General features: G+C 73.1%; 15 protein-coding genes. 9 read left to right on the top strand and 6 right to left on the bottom strand.

Annotated elements, in window-relative coordinates; translation table 11 throughout:
* Nucleotides 1-67 precede the first annotated feature (67 nt).
* Complete coding sequence (locus tag ACGFZF_RS34495; RefSeq protein ID WP_393560797.1) at nucleotides 68-1,372, bottom strand: ABC transporter substrate-binding protein; 1,305 nt, start codon at nucleotides 1,370-1,372, stop codon at nucleotides 68-70.
* A gap of 218 nt (nucleotides 1,373-1,590) precedes the next feature.
* On the opposite strand from ACGFZF_RS34495, the gene ACGFZF_RS34490 reads away from it, so the two are divergent.
* From ACGFZF_RS34490 to ACGFZF_RS34480, 3 genes are all read left to right on the top strand, one after another.
* Nucleotides 1,591-2,583 carry an ROK family protein gene (locus ACGFZF_RS34490; RefSeq protein ID WP_393560795.1) on the top strand — a complete coding sequence of 331 codons (993 nt, stop codon included), beginning with the start codon at nucleotides 1,591-1,593 and terminating at the stop codon, nucleotides 2,581-2,583.
* On the top strand, nucleotides 2,583-3,728 hold the full coding sequence (gene nagA, locus ACGFZF_RS34485; protein WP_393560793.1) for an N-acetylglucosamine-6-phosphate deacetylase: 1,146 nt from the start codon (nucleotides 2,583-2,585) through the stop codon (nucleotides 3,726-3,728). Before ACGFZF_RS34490 ends, nagA begins: the two co-directional genes overlap by 1 nt.
* A 127-nt stretch (nucleotides 3,729-3,855) precedes the next feature.
* Nucleotides 3,856-4,782: a 1-phosphofructokinase family hexose kinase gene (locus tag ACGFZF_RS34480; protein WP_393560791.1), complete on the top strand. Its 927-nt coding sequence runs from the start codon at nucleotides 3,856-3,858 to the stop codon at nucleotides 4,780-4,782.
* Between the two features lie 202 nt (nucleotides 4,783-4,984).
* Here ACGFZF_RS34480 and ACGFZF_RS34475 read toward each other — a convergent pair whose 3' ends face one another.
* Together ACGFZF_RS34475 and cdgB are read right to left on the bottom strand one after the other, a co-directional pair.
* On the bottom strand, nucleotides 4,985-5,956 hold the full coding sequence (locus tag ACGFZF_RS34475) for a CBM35 domain-containing protein (RefSeq protein WP_393560789.1): 972 nt from the start codon (nucleotides 5,954-5,956) through the stop codon (nucleotides 4,985-4,987).
* Nucleotides 5,957-6,063: 107 nt separating this feature from the next.
* Nucleotides 6,064-7,707 carry a diguanylate cyclase CdgB gene (gene cdgB, locus ACGFZF_RS34470; protein WP_393560787.1) on the bottom strand — a complete coding sequence of 548 codons (1,644 nt, stop codon included), beginning with the start codon at nucleotides 7,705-7,707 and terminating at the stop codon, nucleotides 6,064-6,066.
* 306 nt (nucleotides 7,708-8,013) lie between these two features.
* Between cdgB and ACGFZF_RS34465 the strand changes: the two genes are divergently transcribed.
* Nucleotides 8,014-8,580: a flavin reductase family protein gene (locus ACGFZF_RS34465; RefSeq protein ID WP_393560785.1), complete on the top strand. Its 567-nt coding sequence runs from the start codon at nucleotides 8,014-8,016 to the stop codon at nucleotides 8,578-8,580.
* Nucleotides 8,581-8,630: 50 nt separating this feature from the next.
* Here the strand turns inward: ACGFZF_RS34465 and arfB are convergent, their stop codons facing one another.
* A complete protein-coding gene (gene arfB, locus ACGFZF_RS34460) occupies nucleotides 8,631-9,095 on the bottom strand; it encodes an alternative ribosome rescue aminoacyl-tRNA hydrolase ArfB (RefSeq protein WP_147978551.1) in 465 nt (154 codons plus the stop codon).
* A 150-nt stretch (nucleotides 9,096-9,245) separates the two neighbouring features.
* Here arfB and ACGFZF_RS34455 point away from each other — a divergent pair, with 150 nt between their 5' ends.
* Together ACGFZF_RS34455 and ACGFZF_RS34450 are read left to right on the top strand one after the other, a co-directional pair.
* On the top strand, nucleotides 9,246-9,821 hold the full coding sequence (locus ACGFZF_RS34455; RefSeq protein ID WP_393560783.1) for a TerD family protein: 576 nt from the start codon (nucleotides 9,246-9,248) through the stop codon (nucleotides 9,819-9,821).
* Nucleotides 9,822-9,983: 162 nt separating this feature from the next.
* Nucleotides 9,984-10,496 (top strand): GNAT family N-acetyltransferase, encoded by a 513-nt coding sequence (locus ACGFZF_RS34450; RefSeq protein WP_393560781.1) that lies wholly within the window; start codon nucleotides 9,984-9,986, stop codon nucleotides 10,494-10,496.
* Nucleotides 10,497-10,523: 27 nt separating this feature from the next.
* On the opposite strand, the gene ACGFZF_RS34445 is transcribed toward ACGFZF_RS34450, so the two are convergent.
* Both ACGFZF_RS34445 and ACGFZF_RS34440 read right to left on the bottom strand, forming a co-directional pair.
* Nucleotides 10,524-11,930: a M1 family metallopeptidase gene (locus tag ACGFZF_RS34445; protein WP_393560779.1), complete on the bottom strand. Its 1,407-nt coding sequence runs from the start codon at nucleotides 11,928-11,930 to the stop codon at nucleotides 10,524-10,526.
* A 297-nt stretch (nucleotides 11,931-12,227) separates the two neighbouring features.
* The gene (locus ACGFZF_RS34440; protein WP_393560777.1) at nucleotides 12,228-12,767 is read right to left on the bottom strand and encodes a heme-binding protein; all 540 of its coding nucleotides are present in this window, start codon (nucleotides 12,765-12,767) and stop codon (nucleotides 12,228-12,230) included.
* A gap of 165 nt (nucleotides 12,768-12,932) precedes the next feature.
* Here ACGFZF_RS34440 and ACGFZF_RS34435 point away from each other — a divergent pair, with 165 nt between their 5' ends.
* The 3 genes from ACGFZF_RS34435 (at nucleotide 12,933) to ACGFZF_RS34425 (ending at nucleotide 16,057) form a co-directional block, all read left to right on the top strand.
* Nucleotides 12,933-14,162: a sensor histidine kinase gene (locus ACGFZF_RS34435; protein WP_393560775.1), complete on the top strand. Its 1,230-nt coding sequence runs from the start codon at nucleotides 12,933-12,935 to the stop codon at nucleotides 14,160-14,162.
* On the top strand, nucleotides 14,159-14,779 hold the full coding sequence (locus ACGFZF_RS34430) for a response regulator transcription factor (protein WP_356607102.1): 621 nt from the start codon (nucleotides 14,159-14,161) through the stop codon (nucleotides 14,777-14,779). The genes ACGFZF_RS34435 and ACGFZF_RS34430 overlap by 4 nt, the downstream gene beginning before the upstream one ends.
* A gap of 66 nt (nucleotides 14,780-14,845) precedes the next feature.
* Entirely contained in the window at nucleotides 14,846-16,057 is a 1,212-nt protein-coding gene (locus tag ACGFZF_RS34425) for an FAD-dependent monooxygenase (RefSeq protein ID WP_393560772.1), read from the top strand.
* Nucleotides 16,058-16,183 lie beyond the last annotated feature (126 nt).

Below are 16,183 nucleotides of genomic sequence, written 5' to 3'. Positions count from 1 at the left end.
CCGGGACCCGCAGGGGTCCAGGCCCCCGGGACGGGACCGTCCGGCCCGGGGAGGGGCAGGGCCGCCGCTACTCCGCGCTCTCCGCCGTCGACGCGTCCTGCGCGATCTTCCCGAGGACCTCGGAGGGGCTGTGCCCCGGCGCGACGGCCTTGCCGATGTTCTTCTTGACGCTGTCGCTGACCTTCGCCCAGGAGGTCTTGCCGACCGGCGGGAGCTGCGAGTCCGGCAACTCCTTCAGGAACTCCCGCAGGCTCTCGTGCTCGGGGGACTCCTGCATCGCCGCGGACGCGCTGACGGTGACGGGCAGCAGATCGTTGTCACCCGCGAACTTCAGGACGTTCTCGTCGCTGAAGACGAAGTTCAGGAAGTTGCCGATCTCCTTGCGGTGACCGTGCTGCTTGAAGCCCATGATCCAGTCGGCGACGCCCATGGACGCCTTGGACTTCCCCTCGATGCCGGGCAGCGCGACCTTGCCGACCTTGACGCCCTTCTTCTCGGCCTCCTGCATCAGCGAGGGGTGGCCGTTGAGCATGCCGACCTCGCCGCGGGTGAAGGCGGCGAACGCCTGCTTGCGGTTCAGCTTGGCGGGGGCGATCGGACCGGTCAGGTCCTTCTCGACCAGGTTCTCCTTGAGCCACTCGAAGGTGTGGACGTTCTGCTCGGAGTCGATCTTGTAGTGGTCGGTGAGGTCGGTGTAGCCCGCGCCACCGCTGAGCATCCACATCATCGACTCGGCCTGCGCCTCCTCCGGGCCGAGCGGCAGCGCGAAGGGGTACGGGACGTCGTCGTCCTTCAGCTTCTCGGCGTCGGCGGCGAGTTCGGCCCAGGTCGCCGGGGGCTCGGTGATGCCGGCCTTGTCGAAGAGGGTCCGGTTGTAGAAGAGCAGGCGGGTGGAGGCGACGAACGGCATGCCGTACTGGATGCGCTTCATCTCGCCGGCGTCGACGAGCGGGGCGAGGAAGTTCGCCTGGACGGGGATGGAGAGCAGTTCGTCCGCCGAGTACAGCTCGCCGGCGTCCGCGTAGTCGGCGTAGCCGCCGATCTGGGCGATGTCGGGGGCGTCGTCCGCGGCGACCATCTCGGCGACCTTGCGGTCGATGTCGTCCCAGGACTCGACCCGGACATCGATCTTCACGCCGGGGTGCTTGGCCTCGTACGCCCTGGCGAGTCCGGCCCAGTACTGCTTGGTGGTGTCGCCGCCGTTGAGGTCGTAGTCGGCGGCGACGAGCTTGAGGGTCACGTCGCCGGCGGCCTCGCCGCTGTCGATGAGACCGCAGCCGGACAGCACGGCGCTCAGGCCGAGTGCGGCGACGGTCGCGGTCAGTCCAAGGTATCGCCGCTGCACAGCTCTGCCCCACCCTCTGCTCGTCATCGAGGTGCGATCTTCTCCCGAAAAAAGGCATGAGGTCTACACCACTCGGGTATCGCTTTCGCAACGCGCGCACATACGGAAGCAGGCGCCCGACCGGCGGGTCGGCGCCGCCGGCCGCCCCTCGGCGAGCCCCGCTCCGCATGAATTTGTATGCTCGCGCAACAATCTTCGCCCAGTGGACTAGACCTTTTTGCGGTTCACGCGCGAGACTGTCCCGCGTGAGACACGTCATCGCCCTCGATGTGGGCGGCACCGGCATGAAGGCCGCCCTGGTCGGGGCGGACGGCACACTGCTCCACGAGGCACGCCGCGCCACCGGGCGCGAGCGCGGCCCCGAGGCCGTGGTGGAGACGATCCTCGGCTTCGCGGCGGAGCTGCGGGCCCACGGCCTGGAGCGGTACGGCCGGCCCGCCGCCGCCGCGGGAGTCGCCGTCCCCGGCATCGTCGACGCCGAGAACGGCATCGCCGTCTACGCCGCCAACCTCGGCTGGCGGGACGTCCCTCTGCGCGCCCTGCTCAGCGACCGCCTCGACGGAGCACCCGTGGCCCTCGGCCACGACGTCCGCACCGGCGGCCTCGCCGAGGGCCGGATCGGCGCGGGCAACGGCGCCGACCGCTTCCTCTTCGTGCCCCTCGGCACGGGCATCGCCGGTGCCATCGGCATCGGCGGCGCCATCGAGGCCGGCGCCCACGGCTACGCCGGCGAGATCGGCCACATCGTCGTGCGCCCCGGCGGCACCGACTGCGGCTGCGGCCAGCGCGGCTGCCTGGAGCGCTACGCCTCCGCCTCCGCCGTCTCCCTCGCCTGGGCCGAGGCATCCGGTGACCCCGAGGCGGACGCCGCCGACTGCGCCAAGGCGGTCGAGTCCGGCGACGCGACCGCCGTACGGGTGTGGCAGGACGCCGTCGACGCGCTCGCCGACGGACTGGTCACCGCCCTCACCCTGCTGGACCCCCGCACGCTCATCATCGGTGGCGGTCTCGCCGAGGCCGGGGAAACCTTGTTCACACCCCTGCGGGCCGCGGTGGAGGAACGCGTCACCTTCCAGAAGCTGCCCGCCATCGTGCCGGCGGCCCTCGGGGACACCGCCGGCTGCCTCGGCGCGGGCCTGCTCGCCTGGGACCTGCTCGCCGACCGGGGCCCCCTCGCCGAGGGGTCCGCCCACCAGCGCTCCACCCACAACGAGTCCGACTCGGAGGTATCCGCCTGATGGCCGATCGCAAGGTTCTCGCCGGCGCCCGCGTGGTGCTGCCGACCGGGATCGTCGAGAACGGACGCGTGATCGTCGAGAACGGCCGCATCGCGGGCAGCGCCCCCGCCGAGACGCCCTCCGTCGACCTGAGCGGCCACTGGGTCGTCCCCGGCTTCGTCGACATGCACAACCACGGCGGCGGCGGCACCTCCTTCACCTCGGGCACGGTCGACGAGGTCCTCCACGGCGTCCACACCCACCGCCTGCACGGCACCACCACCGTCGTCGCCTCCTTCGTCACGGGCGACATGGACTTCCTCGGCCGCCGGGCCGGCCTGCTCTCCGAACTGGCGGAGCAGGGCGAGATCGCCGGCCTGCACTTCGAGGGCCCCTTCATCTCGCCGTGCCGCAAGGGCGCCCACGACGAGACGCTGCTGCGCTACCCCGACCCGGCCGAGGTGCGCAAGCTGATCGACGCGGCCCGCGGCCAGGCCCGGATGGTGACGCTCGCGACCGAGCTGCCGGGCGGCATCGACTCCGTACGGCTGCTCGCCGAGCACGGCGTGATCGCCGCCATCGGCCACACCGACGCGACGTACGAGCAGACGCAGGCGGCCATCGACGCGGGCGCGACCGTGGCGACCCACCTCTTCAACGCGATGCCCGCCCTCGGCCACCGCGCGCCCGGCCCGATCGCCGCGCTCCTGGAGGACGAGCGGATCACGGTCGAGCTCATCAACGACGGCACGCACCTGCACCCCGCGGCGCTGGAGCTGGCGTTCCATCACGCGGGCGCGGGTCGCGTCGCGTTCATCACCGACGCGATGGACGCGGCGGGCTTCGGCGACGGGCGTTACTCCCTCGGCCCGATGGCCGTCGAGGTGAAGGACGGGGTCGCACGGCTCGTCGAGGGCGGCTCCATCGCCGGCTCGACCCTCACCCTGGACCGGGCCTTCAAGCGGGCGGTCACCATCGACGGCCTGCCGGTCGAATCCGTCGTGGCGGCCATCTCCGCGAACCCCGCGCGCCTGCTCGGCGTCGACGACAGGGTCGGCTCGCTGGAGCCCGGCAAGGACGCCGACCTGGTGGTCCTCGACGGGAACTTCGACCTCAAGGGCGTCATGCGCAAGGGCGCCTGGGTGGTTGAACCCCAAGTGGGCTGATTTTGGCACGAATTGTTTCAAGCCGAACGAAAGGCGGTGGGCCCGAGGACTGGGCCTACCGCCTTCCGTTTGGCATGATCAGGGCGCGAACGGCAGGCGTTTGACACGGCGTACGGGGGGTGAACAGGTGATTCTCACGGTCACCCTCAACACGGCACTGGATCTCACGTACCGGGTGCCCGCCCTGACCCCGCACGCCTCGCACCGCGTCACCCAGGTCATCGAGCGCCCCGGCGGCAAGGGCCTCAACGTCGCCCGCGTCCTCGGCGCCCTCGGTCACGAGACGGTCGTCACCGGCTTCGCGGGCGGCCCCACCGGCGAGATGCTCCGGGCCCACCTCGCCGGCGGCCGGGTCCGCGACGAACTCGTCCCGATCGCCGGACCCACCCGCCGCACCGTCGCCATCGTCGACACCGCGTCCGGCGACACCACCCAGCTCAACGAGCCGGGGCCCACCATCACCGCCACCGAGTGGTCGGTCCTCACCGGCCGCTACGCGCAGCTGCTCACCGGCGCCTCGGCGGTCGCCCTGTGCGGCAGCCTGCCGCCCGGCATCCACGTCGGCGCGTACGCGGAACTCGTCCGCCTCGCCCGCGGCGCCGGCGTCCCGGTCCTCCTCGACACCAGCGGCGAACCGCTGCGGCGCGGCATCGCCGCCCGCCCCGACCTGGTCAAGCCGAACGCCGACGAGCTCGCGGCGCTCACCGGCTCGCGCGAACCGCACCGGGCCACCCGCGACGCCCGCCGCCGCGGAGCGCACGCGGTGGTGTCCTCGCTCGGCCCCGACGGCATGCTCGCGGCCACCGGGGACGGCCTGTGGCGGGCGGCGCCCCCGGCCGCGGTGAAGGGCAATCCCACCGGCGCGGGCGACTCGGCCGTCGCGGGTCTGCTCTCCGGGCTGGTCGACGGCCTCGACTGGCCGGAACGGCTGGCGCGCGCGGTGGCGCTGTCGGCGGCGACGGTCCTGTCGCCGGTCGCGGGCGAGTTCGACCGGGGCGCGTACGAGGAGATACTGCCCCGCGTCACGGTGACGGAGCAGGCCGCGGCGGCATGACCCGCGGGGGCGGCCCCGGTGCGGTGGCTGCCGGCTCCTGACGGGCCGCGCCCGCACCCGGCGGGCGGGGCGACCCGCGACCGGCGACCGGCGACCGGCGACCGGCGACCGGCGACCGCATGAGGAAGACCACATGACGAAGGCCCCCGCGGAACCGTGTTCCGGGGGGCCGATCGTCGGACGGAAGCCGGCGGGGCGCCCGTCAGGCGCCCGACTCCGGCGTGATCTTCAGCCAGTCGAAGACCGCGTCGCACTGGTTGCCCTGCTCACACGCCAGCTTGATCGTGTTCGTGCCCTCCTTGAGGGTCACCGGCGCCCAGGTGGTCTGCCAGTTCTTCTCCAGGTTCGGGTCCGTGGAGTGGATGAAGTTCTTGAGCCCGATCGGGGAGCTGTTCGCCTTGTCGTTGACGACCAGGGTCGCGTTGGCGTCCACGGCCGGGATCGCGTAGCGGACGTACAGGCGGTACTTCCCCGCCTCGGCGACGTCGGCCTGCCAGGTCACGGAGGACCCGACGGCGTTGAAGCCGGTCACGTAGGCGCCGTCCGCGCCCTCCGCGCCCTTGATGTCCTTGGCGAGGAGCGCCGTGCCGCCCAGCTTGAGGGTGGCCGCGTCCTGCTGGGGCAGCTCCGCCTGGCTGGGCTTCGCGCTGGGCTGGGTGCTCGGGGTCTCCGTGACCTGCGACGAACCGTCGCTCGGCTTGCCGCCCGCGACGCCGCCGTTGTCCTCGTCGCCACCGCTGTTGTTGATGACGGCGGCGGTGATGCCGATCACGACGACCGCGACGACCGCGATCGCGCCGATCAGCAGCCCCTTGGTGTTGGGGCCGCGGCCGCGCTGGGGCGGCAGCGGGGCCTGGCGGGTCCGCTCGCCGCCGGGGTAGGTCTCGGGCGCCGCGTACGGGGCGTTCGACTGGCCGTACTGCTGCTGGCCGCCGTAGTTCGCCTGCTGCGGCACGTGGGCGCCCGGCTGACCGCCGCCGTACTGGCGCTCGCCGACCGTCCTGACCTGGTTGTACGACGTTCTGGGGACACCCGGCTGCGCGGCCGGTCCGGGGTAGCCGTAGCCGCCGGCCTGGCCGGGGTGCTGGGCGCCCGCCGCCTGGCCGTCCGCGTACAGGTAGCCGAACGGATCGTCGTTCTCGGGCGTGTTCGCGCCGTCGTTACCGGCAGCCATCCGGGTCACTCCTATCCATGCTCGCCAGCCGTCGCCGACCGGCCGAGCCTACCCCGAACGGGGAAGCGGACGATCCGGTCCTTGACATCCGGGCCCGGATCGGCGCGCTATCCGGCGCGGCGGTGGAGCTTGGAGCGGGAGCGCTTCTCGATGTACATCCGCTGGTCGGCGGAGTTCAGGACCTCTTCGACGGTCATTCCGCACTCGGCCCAGCCGATGCCGAAACTCGCCCCCACCCGGACGGCCCGCCCGTCGACCCGGATCGGCGGGATGATCGCGTTCCGCAGGCGTACGGCCAGGTCGGCGGCGTCCGCCGCGCCGAGGCCGTCGGCGAGGACGACGAACTCGTCTCCGCCGAGCCGGGCGACGGTGTCGCCGTCGCGCACGCCGGTGGTGAGGCGGCGGGCGACCTCGATGAGGACGGCGTCACCGGTGTGGTGGCCGAAGCGGTCGTTGATCGACTTGAAGCCGTCGAGGTCGCAGAAGAGGACGGCGAGCCCCTTGGTGCCGTCGTCGACCTCGCCGCCGGAGGGGGCGACGATGTGGACGTGGTGGTCGTACGGGCCGCCCGCCCCGGCCGCCGCCCCGAATCCGAATCCGTGCTCGTGGCCGTAGGGCGCGTCGTATCCGGCGTCGAGGTTCTCCGCCTCGGTGGCCCGGGCGGCGTTCGGGCGCTCGCAGATCCGGGCGCTGAGCCGGGAGCGCAGCTCGGCGCTGTTGGGCAGTCCGGTGAGGGCGTCGTGCGAGGCGCGGTGGGCGAGCTGGAGCTCGTGGCGCTTGCGCTCCTCGATGTCCTCGACGTGGGTGAGCAGGAAGCGGGGGCCGTCGGCGGTGTCGGCGACGACGGAGTTGCGCAGGGAGACCCAGACGAAGGTGCCGTCGCGGCGGCCGAGGCGCAGCTCGGCGCGCCCGCCTTCGGCGGAGGTCCGCAGCAGGGTCCCGATGTCCTCGGGGTGGACCAGGTCGGCGAAGGAGTAGCGGCGCATGATCGACGCCGGGCGGCCGAGGAGCCGGCAGAGGGCGTCGTTGGTGCGGAGCAGGCGGCCGTGCTGGTCGCCGCCCATCTCGGCGATGGCCATGCCGGAGGGGGCGTACTCGAAGGCCTGCCGGAAGGATTCCTCGCTGGCGCGCAGGGCCTGCTGTTCGCGCTCCAGGCGGACGAGGGCACGCTGCATGTTGGCCCGCAGTCGGGCGTTGCTGATCGCGATCGCCGACTGGGAGGCGTACATCTGGAGGGCTTCCTGGCCCCAGGGGCCGGGGTGCCTGCCGTTGCGGGGGCGGTCGACGGAGATCACGCCGAGGAGCTCGCGGCCGGAGCCGGAGGCGTACATGGGGGCGTAGAGGCGGTCGTGCGGGTGCCACTCGTCCTCGAAGCGGGGGGCGGGGCCCTCGGTGTGCCACTGCGGGACGTCGTCCTCGATCAGGACCCAGCCCTCGGTGTGGGGTATGAAGCGCAGGTCGCCCCAGGCGACGCCCATCGACAGGCGGCGTTCCCAGGAGGCGCGGGAGCCGACGCGTCCGGTGATCAGGGCTTCGGCGGCGGGGCTGCCGGCGAAGGCGGCGACGACGAGGTCTCCGTCGGGGCGCACGAGGTTGACGCAGGCCAGCTCATAGTTGAGGCCGGCCACGATGCCGTCGGCGACGGTCTGCAGGGTGTCCGCCAGGCTGCGGGCTGTATTGAGGTCGGCGACGACCTGATGCAGCTGCCGCAGAGTCGCAAGACGGACGTAGGGCTCCGACTCGGTCTCCATCGCTCGCTCTCCCCGAGACCTCGACAGCAACTCCAGGGTTCTCATCGGCACTCGTGCTGCATTGTCTCCGCCACTGAATCACAGCGAGCTGTGCACCCGGTACACAGGGTCAACAAATACTGGGCTCTGTGACTCAAGTCACAAAGGGTGGTGTGGGGTTGCGGGGGCGCGGAACAGGCGCCCGAGGAGGTGTCCGGGGGCGCCCGGAACGGGACGGTCCCGGGGCGGGTCCTAGGACCCGCGAGGGGCCCGGGCTGGTCCCACGGCCCGATGCGGCGCGCACGGGCGGCGGACTAGCGTGCGAATGTGCTGCAGAAGACCCTCCCCACCTCGCCCCCCGTCTCGGATCTGGCCATCCCTCATGCTGAGGGGGTGAGCAACGACGAGTTCCGGGCGGCGATGTCCCGCCTCGCGGCGGGCGTGGTGCTGGTGACGGCCCACGACCCGGACGACGGCCCGCGCGGCGAGGACGTCGGCATGACGGCGACCGCGTTCCTCTCGGTCTCCCTGGACCCGCCGCTGGTCCTGGTCAGCCTCCGCAACGACTCCCGCATGGACGACCTGCTGGCCGAGGTCCCGGTCTGGGCGGTGTCGGTCCTCACGGAGAGCCAGCGGCACATCGCGGGCCGCTTCGCGATGAAGGGCCGGATCAGCGACCGCCTCCTCTTCGAGGACGTCGCGTACACCCGGGGCGAGGAGAGCGGCGCGCCCCTGATCGGCGGGGCGCTGGCCACCCTGGAGTGCCGTACGGAGTCCCGGGTGGTCGCCGGCGACCACACCCTGGTCGTCGCCCGCGTCCTGACGGCCGCGCTTCCCTCCTCGGAGGCCAGCCCGCTCGCGTACTTCCGCGGCAAGTACCGCCGGCTGGGCTGAGGCCGGGACGGGCCCCGGTGCGGGACTCGGCGGGCCCGCGGCGGACCGGGTCAGGACCAGTCGCGGCCCTGGCGGCCCCGCTTCGTCTCCGCACGCTGCTTCTTCACGCGCAGCCGGCGTTCGTTGATCCCGCGCGGGATCTTCGTCGCACGCCGGGGCTTGGGGGGCGGGGCCGTGGCCTCCGCCAGGAGCGCGGCGAGCCGGACCGCCGCCGTCTCGCGGTTGCGCCACTGCGAACGGTGGTCCGACGCCCGGACCGTCAGCACCCCGCCGACCAGCCGTGACGCCAGCCGCTCCAGCGCCCGCGCCTTCCAGACCTCCGGCAGCGCCTCCGTACGCGCCAGGTCGAAGCGGAGCTCCACCTGCGAGTCGCTCGTGTTCACGTGCTGCCCGCCCGGCCCCGACGACCGCGAGAAACGCCACATGAGCTCGGCCTCGGGCAGCGAGACGGAGCCGCGGATGAGGTGCTTCCCCGGGGGGCGCGCGCCGGGCCCCCGTACTTCGGTACCGGACATGTCATCCATGTTCCCCGTGGCGGGTCCCTCACGTCATCCTCTTTTCATGCCGTGCCCTCCGGATGGAACCGGCGCGGCACCGTCCGCGTTATCCCGTGTGACGGCACCACCCGTCACGAAGCATGAAGAACACGAAGAAAGGGACTTCCCATGGCTGTAAGCCTGTCCAAGGGCGGCAATGTCTCGCTGACCAAGGAGGCTCCGGGCCTGACCGCCGTCACCGTGGGCCTCGGCTGGGACGTCCGCACGACCACCGGCACGGACTTCGACCTCGACGCCTCCGCGATCGGCGTGGACGCGGCGGGCAAGGTCGCCTCCGACGCGCACTTCGTCTTCTTCAACAACAAGTCGACGCCGGACCAGACGATCGTCCACACCGGTGACAACCGCACCGGCGAGGGCGGCGGCGACGACGAGCAGATCAACGTCAACCTGGCCGGCCTCCCCGCGACCGTCGACAAGATCGTCTTCCCGGTCTCCATCTACGACGCGGTCAACCGCTCGCAGAACTTCGGCCAGGTCCGCAACGCCTACATCCGCATCGTCAACCAGGCCGGCGGCGCCGAGATCGCGCGCTACGACCTCTCCGAGGACGCCGCCGTCGAGACCGCCATGGTCTTCGGCGAGCTCTACCGCAACGGCGCGGAGTGGAAGTTCCGCGCGGTCGGCCAGGGCTACGCCGCCGGCCTCGAGGGTATCGCCCGCGACTTCGGCGTCAGCATCTGACGCACGCGTCCCGCGGCCCACGGGTCGCGCGGCCGACGCCCGACTCCTGACGTCGGGCGTCGGGCGTCGAGCGGCGGGCGGCGGCTCGACGCCGTCCGCCGCGACGCACCAACGGCAGGAGGAGGGCCCCGGCGGGAGCGCCGGGGCCCTACCCTGTCCCGGATGATCGTCGAAGCGCTCACCCCCGGCGAGGACCACGCCCTCCCCGGCCCGCTGCTCACCGAACTCACCGCGCTCTACGTGTCGAACCGCGCGTTCCAGGAGCTCAGCGGGGACTTCCCGGACCCCGACGACATCCGCCCCGAGCAGGTCGCCGCCTCCCTGGCCGACGAGCTCGCGCAGCCCGGCACCGAGGTCCTGCTCGCCCGCTCCGAGGGCCGCCTCGTCGGGATCGCCGTCACCCTCGCCACGCACCCCGACCCCGCCCGGACGGACCCGTGGATCGGGCTCCTGATGGTCGACGCCCGCACCCACCGCAGCGGTCACGGCAGCCGGCTCGCCGCCTTCGTCGAGGACCGCTTCCGCGCCGCCGGCCGCACGGGCCTGTGCCTCGCCGTCCTGGAGAACAACCCCCGGGCCCTCGCCTTCTGGACCTCCCTCGGCTACCGGCAGACCGACCGGCGCCGGGACCTCGCGCACGGCCGTCCCTGCGTCGTGCTGCGCAAGGCGCTCTGACGGCCGGGGTCCACGCCGCCCGGGCTCCTACGGCTTGTCCGGCTTGTCGTCCCCGTACAGCCACACGTCCCACAGATCGCTCAGGTCCTCCCCCGCCACGTCCTCCACGTAGGTCGTGAAGTCCTCGGTGGAGGCGTTGCCGTGCCGGTGCTTCGCGGGCCAGCCCGCGAGGATCTCGTAGAACGCGTCGTCCCCGACCGTCTGCCGGATCTTGTGCAGGACCATCGCGCCCCGCTGGTACACGGGCGGCGCGAAAAGGTCGCCTGCCGTCGGCGGCTCGGCGGGCGGGAAGGCCCAGTTCGCGTCCTCGGCGAAGGCCTTCTCGAAGCTGCGCTGGGCCGGGGTGTCCTCGAAGTCCTCCCCGTACAGCCACTCCGCGTACGTCGCGAAGCTCTCGTTCAGCCACATGTCCTTCCAGGTGGCGGGCGAGACGGAGTTGCCGTACCACTGGTGCGCCATCTCGTGGACCAGCGTCCCGACGTCGAAGGAGCCCTGCGGGAAGACCGGCCGGGTCTGGGTCTCCAGGGCGTAGCCGGCGTCACCGTCCTGCTCGACGATCGCGCCGGTCGACGAGAACGGGTACGGGCCGAAGTTCTCCTGCTCCCAGGCGAGGAGTTCGGGGATGCGGCCCATGAGTTCGGCGCTCCCGGCGGCGACCGCGGGGTCGGCGGCGGTCAGCACGGGGATGCCGGAGGGGGTCGTCGAGGTCGTCGTCGTCCAGCGGCCGACGGCCACCGTCGCGAGGTAGCTCGCCATCGGCTGCGCCGAGTGCCAGACGGCGGTGGTGCGGCCGTCCACGGTCCGCTCCGAGGTCCGCACGCCGTTGGAGAAGGCCCGCAGCCCCTCGGGGACGGTGAGGGTGATGTCGTAGGTCGCCTTGTCGGAGGGATGGTGGTTGCCGGGGAACCAGGCCATGGAGCCGATCGGTTCGCCGAGCGCGAGCGCCCCGTCCTTCGTCTTCAGCCAGCCCTCGGCGGAGCCGTCCGCGTCGGTCATCTTCCGCGGGGTGCCGGAGTACGTGACGACGGTCCGGAAGACCTTGCCCCGGTCGATGCCGTCGCGGGGCCGGAGGGTCAGTTCGTCGCCGGCCCGGTCGGCGGCGGCCTCGACGCCGTCGACGGTGGCGCGGCGCACGGTGAGACCGGTCAGGTCGAGGTTGAAGGCGCTGAGGTCCTGGGTGGCGCGGGCGGTGATCTCGGCGGTGGCGTCGAGATGGTTGCGCGCGGGGTCGTAGTCGAGGGTCAGCGCGTAGTGCCGGACGTCGTAGCCGCCGTTGCCGATGCGCGGGAAGTACGGGTCGCGCAGTCCCGCGGCGCCCGGGGTGCCGTGCCCGTCGCCGTGCCCGTCCTCCGCGCCGGTGCAGCCGGCGAGCGGGAGCAGCAGGGCCGCCGCCGCGGCGAACGGGGCGATGCGGGCTCGGCTTCGGTGTCTCACCCACCGATCCTATGCAGCGACCTGGGCGCCGGCGCGGCGCCGACGTCCGTGTACGAACGGAGGTGCCGGCTCCGCGCGCGGGGCGGTGACGGCGGTACGGGCCGGGGCGCCGGGGTGGTGGAGAGGGTCCGGGCCGAGGTGGTGACGGCGGTACGGGCCGGGTGGTGAAGGCGGTACGGGCCGGGGCGCCGCGCGCGGGAAGCGGCCGCCCGGTGCCGTGCGGCCCACGTGCCCGGTGGCGCCCGGCGGGGATCCGGGGCGCCACCGGCGGGCAGGGGTGACGAGCACCCCTGGCGCCTACTGGTCCAGGGCCGCGACGCCCGCCTGCGCGAACTTCTCGTCCAGGTCGCCGCTCGGCGCACCCGCGACGCCGATGCCGGCGATCGGGGCGCCCTTGGCGGTGACGGGGGCGCCACCGGCGAGGAAGAGGGTGCCGGGGATGTCCTTCAGGTTGGGCGCCTGGGCGAGGCGGCCGGCCAGCACCGAGGTCGGCGCGTTCCAGGAGACCGCGGTGAACGCCTTGCGCTCGGCCGACTCGTAGGACTGCGGGCCGGCGCCGTCGCCGCGGAGGGTGACGACGGTGTTGCCGTTGCGGTCGACGACGGCGACGGACACCCGCTGGCCGGCGTCCTCGGCGGCGTCGAGGGTGGCCTGCGCGGCCTTCGTCGCGGCCTCGATCGTCAGGTGCGTGGACTGCTGCAGGTTCCTGTTCGCGGCGTCGGCCTTGACGGCGGCGGCGGGCGCGGCGGCCGGGGCGGAGGCGTTGGCGGAGACGGCGCCGAAGGTACCGGCGGCGACGACGGCGGCGGTGGCGGCACCGATCAGGATCTTCTTCATGGGTGTTCCTCCAGGCTGGGCTTCGGGGGTTCCTTCGCTCTGCCATCGATCCTCCGGCCGGTTCCGGACCCCCACGGTCGACGGAGCGGATGCCTCCGCCGCGCGGTACGGGCGACACGCCTGTCAGCCGATCGGTTGATGCCCACGTGGTCCACCAGGGCCACCATGGATACGTACACCCAGGTCAGGACCGTTCTCGAAGGGCACGTGATGGAGCAGGACCCGGACGCCCGCTGGCTGGCGCGGGTCATGCACGTCGCCTTCTTCCTCCTCCTGGGCGCGTCCCTCGCGCGGTTCCTGCTACGTCACCCGTGGGAGGACCGCAGCCCCTGGATCGTCGCGCTGTCCGGCGCGCTCGCCGCCCTCTACCTCCTGGGACCGGTCCTCGGCACCCGTGCCACCCCGCGCCGGATCGCCTGGCTCTTCACCGTCGTCGCCGTCTGGATGGTCCTGGTCGTCCTCGCGCCCAGCTTCGCCTGGTGCGCCGTGCCGCTCTTCTACACCGGGCTGCGCACCCTGCCGCCGCGCGCCGCCCTGGTCCTGGTCACGCTGCTCACCGTCTTCGTCGTGACCGCGCAGGTCCAGCTCTCGCACGGCGGCTGGGACCCGAACCTGATCGTCGCCCCGCCGGCCGTCGCCGCGATCGCCACCGCGGTCTTCGTCCACGCGCAGCGCCAGGCCGACCGCCAGCGGGCGCTGATCGACGACCTGATCCGCACCCGGCGCGAACTGGCCGCCACCGAACGCCGCGAGGGCACGCTCGCCGAACGCCAGCGCCTGTCGATGGAGATCCACGACACCCTCGCCCAGGGCCTGTCCAGCCAGCAGATGCTGCTCCAGGCAGCCGACCGCACCTGGGACGGCGACCCGGCGACCGCCCGCCGTCACGTCCGTACCGCCGAGTCGATCGCCGAGCGCAACCTGGCCGAGGCCCGGCGCTTCGTCCACGACCTCGCGCCCGCCGACCTCGCCGAGGGCGGCGGTCTGGAGCAGGCGCTGCGCGCGCTCGCGGACCGGGAGTCCGCCGCGTTCCGGGTCGACGGCGCTCCGGTGCCACTGCCCGACCGGGTGCAGTCCGCGCTGCTGCGGATCGCCCAGGGCGCCCTCGCCAACGTCCGCGAGCACGCCGGCGCCGCGTCCGCCGCGCTGACCCTGACCTACCTCGACGACCAGGTCGTCCTCGACATCGCCGACGACGGCCGCGGCTTCGACCCCGGGGCCGCCCGCGGCCCCGACACGCCGGGCGAGGCGGGCGGTGCCCGGGGCGTGCGCGGTCACGGCCTGCCCGCGATGCGGGTACGGGCCCGGCAGCTCGGCGGCACCCTCACCATCGAGTCCACCCCCGGCGAGGGCACCGTGCTCTCGGCCGCGATCCCCCTGGAGGCCGCTCCGTGACGGTACGGATCCTGCTCTGCGACGACCACGCCGTCGTCCGCGCCGGGCTGCTCGCGCTGCTCGGCAGCGAACCGGACATCGAGGTCGTCGGCGAGGCGGGCAGCGGCGAGGAGGCGGTCGCGATGGCCGCCAAGCTGCGCCCCGACGTCGTGCTGATGGACCTCCAGCTGGGCGCGGGCATCGACGGGGTGGAGGCGACCCGCCGCATCACCTCCCCCGACGTGCACGTCCTCGTCCTCACCACCTACGACACGGACGCGGACATCACCCGCGCCATCGAGGCGGGCGCCACCGGCTACCTGCTGAAGGCCGAACGCCCCGAGGAGCTGTTCGCCGCGATCCACTCCGCCGCCCAGGGCCGCACCACCCTGTCCCCGCCGGTCGCCAGCCGGGTCATGGACCGGATGCGCGGCGCTGCCCGGCCGGCCCTCACCGACCGCGAACGGGACATCCTCGGCCAGCTCGCGCACGGCCTCGGCAACCGGGAGATCGCCCGCGCGCTGTTCATCAGCGAGGCGACCGTGAAGACCCACCTCGGCCGCATCTACGCCAAGCTCGGCGTCGACACCCGCGCCGGCGCCGTCGCGGTGGCCAAGGAACAGCGCCTGCTCCCCTGACCCCTCTCGCGCTGCTACCCTGCGTTGCCTGTCCATCGCAAGGTGTAACACCCCCGTGGAGCGCGCGTGAAGATCGCCTGCGTCGGAGGCGGGCCCGCGGGCCTGTACTTCGCGATCCTGATGAAGCGGCAGGACCCGTCCCACGAGATCACCGTCTACGAGAAAAACCCGGCCGGCTCCACCTACGGCTGGGGCGTCACCTACTGGGCCGGACTGCTCGACAAGCTGCGGGACGGCGACCCGGAGTCCGCCGAGGCGATCAGCGCGGCGTCGGTCACCTGGACCGACGGCGTCGCCATCGTCCGCGAGGAACGCACGGTGCACCGCGGCGACGCGGGCTTCGGCATCGGCCGCCGCACCATGCTGGCCCTGCTCACCGAGCGGGCCGAATCCCTGGGCGTACGGGTCGAGTTCGAGCACGAGATCACCGACCCGGCCGACGAGCTCGCCGACGCCGACCTGGTCGTCGCGGGCGACGGGGTGAACAGCGTGCTGCGCGAGCGCCACGCCGCCCACTTCGGCTCGGAGACCGTCCTCGGCCGCAACCAGTACATCTGGCTCGGCACCACCAAGGTCTTCGACTCCTTCACCTTCTCCTTCGTGGAGACGGACCACGGCTGGATCTGGTGCTACGCCTACGGCTTCAGCGGAGAGCAGTCGACCTGCGTCGTGGAGTGCTCGCCGGAGACCTGGACCGGGCTCGGACTCGACCGGCTCGACGAGGCGGACAGCCTGGCGCTGCTCGAGAAGCTCTTCGTCGGCCTCCTGGAGGGCCACGAGCTGATCGGCCGCGCGCAGGCCGGCGGCAGCGCGCAGTGGCTGAACTTCCGCACGCTGACGAACCGCTCCTGGCACCACGGCAACCTGGTGCTGCTCGGCGACGCCGCCCACACCACGCACTACTCGATCGGCGCGGGCACCACGCTGGCCCTGGAGGACGCCCTCGCCCTCGCCGAGGCACTGCGCGAGGACACCGCGGACCTCGACACGGCCCTGAGCCGCTACGGGCGCCGCCGCCGCGCCGAACTCCTCTCCGCGCAGAGCGCGGCCCGCTACAGCGCCCGCTGGTACGAGAACCTGCCGCGCTACATGCGGCTGGCCCCGGTCCAGATGTTCGCGCTCCTCGGCCAGCGGCACTCCCCGCTGCTCCCGCACATCCCGCCGCAGCTGTACTACCGGATCGACAAGGCGGCCGACCAGCTGGAGCCGCTGCGCCGCCTCAAGCGCTGGCTGGGCCCGCGGGTGGCCCGCACCCTGCACGCCCGCACGCGCGGCTGAAGCTGAACTGGGAGCGGGGCGGGGGGCGGCGGCCGGGCCGGGTCCGGGCGGGCGGGAGCTCGGCCGGGCAGGTCTCCGCACCGTGCCGCCCGGGCCGGGATCCCCGGGCGGGCGGAGGTCGCCCTC

Origin of the sequence: Streptomyces sp. NPDC048338 (assembly GCF_043201055.1) — a bacterium.
Lineage (GTDB): Bacteria > Actinomycetota > Actinomycetes > Streptomycetales > Streptomycetaceae > Streptomyces.
Note: the sequence above shows the minus strand (reverse complement) of the source record. Positions and strands in the feature narration are given on the sequence as shown.